This is a genomic window from Streptomyces morookaense (genome assembly GCF_013030945.1).
GTDB lineage: Bacteria > Actinomycetota > Actinomycetes > Streptomycetales > Streptomycetaceae > Streptomyces > Streptomyces morookaensis.
Genome location: NZ_JABBXF010000186.1, coordinates 1 through 444, shown reverse-complemented (window position 1 = coordinate 444; position 444 = coordinate 1). Strand labels below are relative to the sequence as shown.

Genomic DNA, 444 nt, shown 5'->3' with positions numbered 1-444 from the left:
GGCACTGCTGGACGCCGCGCTGCACGCCCTGGCCGCCGGCGGGCTGGTCTCGCTCGCCGACGGGCCCCGGCTGCCGTTCGCATGGTCCGGTGTCGCCGTCCAGGCGGCCGGTGCGGCCATGGTCCGGGTGAAGCTGTCGCGGACGGGCACCGACGCGGTCGCGCTGACCGTGGCCGACGCGGACGGGGGTCCGGTGGCCTCGGTCGAGTCGCTGACGCTGCGCGCCGTTTCGGCGGAACAGCTGCGCGGTGCGGGAGACCCGGACCAGCTGTTCGCCGTCGAGTGGACGCCGCTCGTACTGCCGTCCACCGCGGACGCGTCGACGATCGAGTCCGTTGCGGACATCGATGCGCTGCGGGAGTCGGCAGCAGAGGTGGACGTCGTGGTCGTCCCGTGCCCGGTGGGGACGAGTGACGACACGGCCACCCGGGTCCGTGAGGTCGT

1 protein-coding gene is annotated in these 444 nt (G+C 74.3%); it reads left to right on the top strand.

Annotation, left to right across the window (positions count from 1 at the left end):
* Positions 1 to 444, top strand: a 444-nt coding sequence (locus HG542_RS34060) for a polyketide synthase dehydratase domain-containing protein (protein ID WP_171088297.1), incomplete at both ends; no start/stop codon positions are given.